The organism is Paenibacillus sp. P4_A7 (assembly GCF_056402455.1).
The window spans coordinates 1-4,586 of sequence record NZ_JBFUHJ010000446.1 but is presented as its reverse complement, the minus strand read 5'-3'; the positions used below and the strand labels follow the sequence as shown (position 1 = coordinate 4,586).

Here is a 4,586-nt window from a genome sequence, read left to right as displayed (position 1 = left end):
ACCCAGCACCCCCCGTTTCACATGAGAAGCAGATACAACGCCAATCCAGTAGCGGCTTTGCTGGCGTAATACATTGGTCGGCATCGTTCTTATCCCTTCCTTCTTAATAATTTATGCGTTACTTGCTAAAAAATTTTTTAAACGGTCCGTCTGCAGAAGATGATGACGGTAATGCATTTCGATGAGCAAAAACCATTCTTTTGCATTCAGTGAACCGAATCGCGGATGAGGCATGGTATTCTGCATAGATGCCTTTTCAAGCTTCGGCATGATTTCTTTCATTCGATCGATCACGGTATTCAATCCTTGGATCAACTGCTCTTTGCTTTCTGGTTGCTCCGGTGTATATTGTGGTGAAGGCGGGACTTGTATACGTATAGGCGGGAATCCTCCTTGCTCAAATATCTCTATACCCTCTCTTGTTTTTCCCGCTATAGAGGCAACGGAATCCTCACTTTGAGTCATGCAATGGTCAATATGACGAAGCTGCATATAAAGAGCCGAGTTAATCAAATGCTGATACATTTGTCCAAGCGACCACTCATTCTCACTTGGCTGACGTTTCAACTGATCTATGCCAATGCAATCTAATTCATGAAGATAGTGATTTGCAATTTCTTCAAACCGCTGTAAAGCTTCGGTTGTATTCATATTCTTCAAACAGCTCCTTTTCAATCATCTGATGTGATTATATAAAAACGCTACTGACAACAGTATGTCAGTAGCGTTTTAACATTTTTTCAGCTTCATCACGAACCCGATTCCGGAAGGATTCCGGTTCCAGCACAACGACATCCGCTCCCCAGCCGAGCACCCAACGTAGTAAGTCCTCGGGATGACGAACGCGAAAGTTGACAAGCAAACCATCCGGATGATCCTCTGCTGCTTCCATGTAATAGTTGTTCGATTCCTTCACTTTATCCGCAATGTCACGATTAACCAGAATGCAAACATGTATGTTGCGGTCATCCTGGGGTTTGTAATCATGCAAATTAAAATCGGACGGTACATTAAATCGGTACTCCAAAACGTTAAGCTCGCTCATCCTAGACAATCGGAAATGACGAATTTCTTGCCGGAGATCACAATGGGCAATAAGCATCCATGTTCCTTGAACAAGCACAAGTCCATAAGGTGYGGCAACTCGAACACTTTGACGATTCCCATCGAGTTCGGGCACACTTTTCGAATAACGAAATCGTACCTTCCGCTCCTCCAATATTGCGCGACGGATCGTTTCGATATACTCTTTCTCTTGTTCGCAAGTTGCGTCTTTACCAGAAGTCAGCAGCCGCATGGTCTTACGTACCCGACATGCCTCGCTGCGAACATTCTCTGGCAGGATGGCTTCGACTTTCCCGCGGGAAGTTTGGGCCTTGATGCCATAGTTGGCGTCAAATCTTTGTTCAATAAAATCCATCCCAATGAGTAAAGTCACGGCTTCTTCAACTGTGAAACTGATCGGTGGCAGGAAATACCCCTCCATTAAGGAATATCCCCGGCCGGTAGACCCTACCACTGGCACTCCCGCTTCGCTAAGAGCCTGTATATCTCGGTAGATGGTCCTCACACTTGTCTCGAATGTAGCCGCCAAATCCTCAGCTCGCAAAACCTCTTTACGTTGCAGCTCAAGCACGATAGCTAACAAACGGTCTGATTTGTTCATACTGCTGCAACCCCCTCATGAAATCATATCTTATGTTACCATTCTAAACCAAAAGTACAAGATTCAGCTCAGTCGAGTAGACGAGGAAAAAAAGAAATTCACGTTCAGAACAAGCCGTATAAAGCAGCCTATGACGTTCATCAAGTAAGCGTATCGTCACGGATGTACCGTAAGAGGATAGCGCAAGCGTGCTGAAATATAATCATCCGCATAGTTATCTCTTTAATGAGATTTAAGGGGTTGTCATACAGTCCGCAGAATTACCATTCGTCGACTTATAAAGACTAACAGGAATTACTTAATAACGAATATCCCGTGCGTCTGCATCTGCAGAAGCGCAATCTTTTTTTGTTTGCAACATAATCAAGCAATAGGACAATGTATCAAATATGATACAATAAATGTCTTCATACATTTTCTCGAAGTAAAATAAAGGTAGGATGATCATCATATGAAAATATTGCTCGTGGAAGACGATAAAACGATCGCATCCGGACTTGAATATTCCTTACAGCAGGATCAATTCACTACCGTACTTTGTTATGATGCGGCATCCGCAAAAAAAGTACTGGCAGAAGAACTCGATGAGTTTGCTTTATGTTTATTTGATTTATCGCTGCCGGATGGCAGTGGTTATGAATTATGTAAAATAGTGAAGGACCGCAGCGATATACCCGTCATCTTCTTAACTGCGATTGATGATGAGGTTAATGTTGTAATGGGCCTAGATATGGGCGCAGATGATTATATTACGAAGCCCTTTCGCATTCGCGAGCTTCTCTCGCGTATCAAATCAGTGCTGCGTAGATACCAGAAGCAGACCCAGACAAAAGCAATAATTGAACTAGAAAATGTCCGGATTAATACGCTCGAAGGCAAGGTTTACAAACATAATGTTGAGGTTCTAGTGACTGCTTTAGAGTATCGCTTATTGCTTATTTTCGCTAACCATATTGGGCAGGTTCTCTCCAGAAATCAGCTGCTTGAGCGGATTTGGGATGTCGCGGGTGATTTTGTGAATGATAATACATTAACGGTTTACATCAAAAGGCTGCGGGAAAAGCTAGAGGATAATCCGCAAAATCCGACCATTATTAAAACAGTACGCGGCTTAGGTTATAAGGTTGGTGATTAGCATGCTGCGTAATAGAGAGATCAAAATCCAACTTGTAGTGATGTGCTTAATTAGCATTGCAGCTATAGCTGCCGCTACCTTTATTTCATTAGCTGCTGCGGTACTTATTTTCATTACATCAGCCTTGCTAATAGGATGCAGCTTCATACATACGAGCTGGAGATATCGTGAAATAGAAAAGCTTTCGGGTTATTTGCGGCAAATTAGCGGTGGTGATTATTCACTGGATGTTCGCGATAATCAAGAAGGTGAGCTTAGTATTCTGAAAAACGATATTTATAAGGTGACTCTTAGATTGTCTGAGCACAGCTCCATCCTTCAACAAGATAAACGCAAGCTTACCGATGCTATTTCGGATATTTCTCATCAGCTCAAAACCCCGCTTACCTCCATGATGATGATGGCAGATTTATTAAGCGACGCTGATCTGCCGGTAGTCAAACGAACAGAATTCACAAGAAATATTCGGATTCAGCTTGAAAGGATTGAATGGCTTGTTTCTTCTTTATTAAAGCTTTCAAAAATTGATGCAGGTACAGTACCCTTCAAAAAAGATCAACTAGCGGTACAAAAGCTTATCCATAAAGCGTTAGAGTCCGTTCTAATTCCGATAGACGTTAAACAAATTACGGTTTCGATAACGGGTGAAGAAACCGTTTCTTTTGTAGGTGATTTAAATTGGACCGCTGAAGCCTTAATCAATATTTTGAAAAATGGTGTAGAGCACACACCGGAAGGCGGAGTGATCGCCATTTCTTTTTCAGAAAATGCCCTGTATACAGAAATGATCATTGCTGATAATGGTAAAGGAATTCCGAAGGCGGATCTTCCTTATATATTCAAACGTTTCTATAAAGGGAAAAATGCCAGTGAAGGCAGTATCGGAATTGGTCTGGCGATGGCTCACAGTATTATAACTAGCCAAAACGGAGATATAGAAGCTCAAAGCTTGCCAATGAGCGGCACACAGTTCCGAATTAAGTTTTATAAACAAATCGTATAAGGTTAAGTGACTAAACTGTCATTTATGAGTCACTTGATAGTCATTTTAGACAGATATACTAAAACCAACAGCTAATTAATGGAGGTTTTAAAGTGGAAATATTAAAAATAGATCATCTGTCTAAAATATACGGCAAAGGTGAAACGGCGGTAAAGGCGCTTGATGATGTATCATTTTCAGTGAAAAAAGGTGAGTTCGTCGCCATTATTGGTCCGTCAGGATCCGGGAAATCAACGCTGCTTCATATGCTAGGCGGTGTGGATAGACCGACAAACGGTAAGGTACTGATCGAAAATACAGATATTTATAAATTGAATGAAACACAGCTGGCGATCTTTAGACGCAGACAAATCGGTCTTATTTATCAGTTTTATAACCTTATACCGGTTCTAACCGTCGAAGAAAATATTACGCTTCCGATGCTGCTTGATGAACATAAAGTAGATAAAAAGCAATTTGATGATATCGTGAAGACGTTAAATCTACAAAACCGCTTAGGCCATCTGCCGAACCAGCTTTCCGGCGGACAACAGCAAAGGGTCTCGATCGGTAGAGCGCTTATTAGCAATCCTGCTATTATGCTGGCTGATGAGCCGACTGGTAATCTAGACAGTAAAAATAGTGGTGAAATTATCGATTTATTAAAAATGTTCAATAAAACCTTCAATCAGACGCTAATTGTCATTACCCATGACGAGCGAATTGCTCTGCAAGCAGACCGAGTGATTGTGATTGAAGATGGGAGGATCGCCAAGGATGAGGTGGTTCGACCATGAACATAG

5 protein-coding genes are annotated in these 4,586 nt (G+C 41.9%); 3 read left to right on the top strand and 2 right to left on the bottom strand.

All coding sequences use genetic code 11. From position 1 onward, the window contains the following. Positions 1-111 precede the first annotated feature (111 nt). Both AC1DWN_RS28515 and AC1DWN_RS28510 read right to left on the bottom strand, forming a co-directional pair. The gene (locus AC1DWN_RS28515) at positions 112-651 is read right to left on the bottom strand and encodes a DinB family protein (protein ID WP_477562261.1); all 540 of its coding nucleotides are present in this window, start codon (positions 649-651) and stop codon (positions 112-114) included. 67 nt (positions 652-718) lie between these two features. Further along, positions 719-1,666 carry a helix-turn-helix transcriptional regulator gene (locus AC1DWN_RS28510; protein WP_477562260.1) on the bottom strand — a complete coding sequence of 316 codons (948 nt, stop codon included), beginning with the start codon at positions 1,664-1,666 and terminating at the stop codon, positions 719-721. Between the two features lie 451 nt (positions 1,667-2,117). Between AC1DWN_RS28510 and AC1DWN_RS28505 the strand changes: the two genes are divergently transcribed. The 3 genes from AC1DWN_RS28505 to AC1DWN_RS28495 all read left to right on the top strand — a co-directional run bounded on the left by AC1DWN_RS28505 (position 2,118) and on the right by AC1DWN_RS28495 (position 4,580). Beyond that, on the top strand, positions 2,118-2,801 hold the full coding sequence (locus tag AC1DWN_RS28505) for a response regulator transcription factor (protein WP_477562259.1): 684 nt from the start codon (positions 2,118-2,120) through the stop codon (positions 2,799-2,801). Position 2,802: 1 nt separating this feature from the next. After that, on the top strand, positions 2,803-3,804 hold the full coding sequence (locus tag AC1DWN_RS28500) for a sensor histidine kinase (protein WP_477562258.1): 1,002 nt from the start codon (positions 2,803-2,805) through the stop codon (positions 3,802-3,804). Between the two features lie 92 nt (positions 3,805-3,896). Beyond that, the gene (locus tag AC1DWN_RS28495; protein WP_477562257.1) at positions 3,897-4,580 is read left to right on the top strand and encodes an ABC transporter ATP-binding protein; all 684 of its coding nucleotides are present in this window, start codon (positions 3,897-3,899) and stop codon (positions 4,578-4,580) included. The last annotated feature ends 6 nt before the right edge of the window (positions 4,581-4,586 follow it).

What these genes read in the sequence shown, in the direction of transcription:
- AC1DWN_RS28500 (WP_477562258.1), top strand. Translation starts at nt 2,803, where the DNA reads ATGCTGCGTAATAGAGAGATCAAAATCCAACTTGTAGTGATGTGCTTA.
- AC1DWN_RS28515 (WP_477562261.1), bottom strand. Translation starts at nt 651, where the DNA reads ATGAATACAACCGAAGCTTTACAGCGGTTTGAAGAAATTGCAAATCAC.
- AC1DWN_RS28505 (WP_477562259.1), top strand. Translation starts at nt 2,118, where the DNA reads ATGAAAATATTGCTCGTGGAAGACGATAAAACGATCGCATCCGGACTT.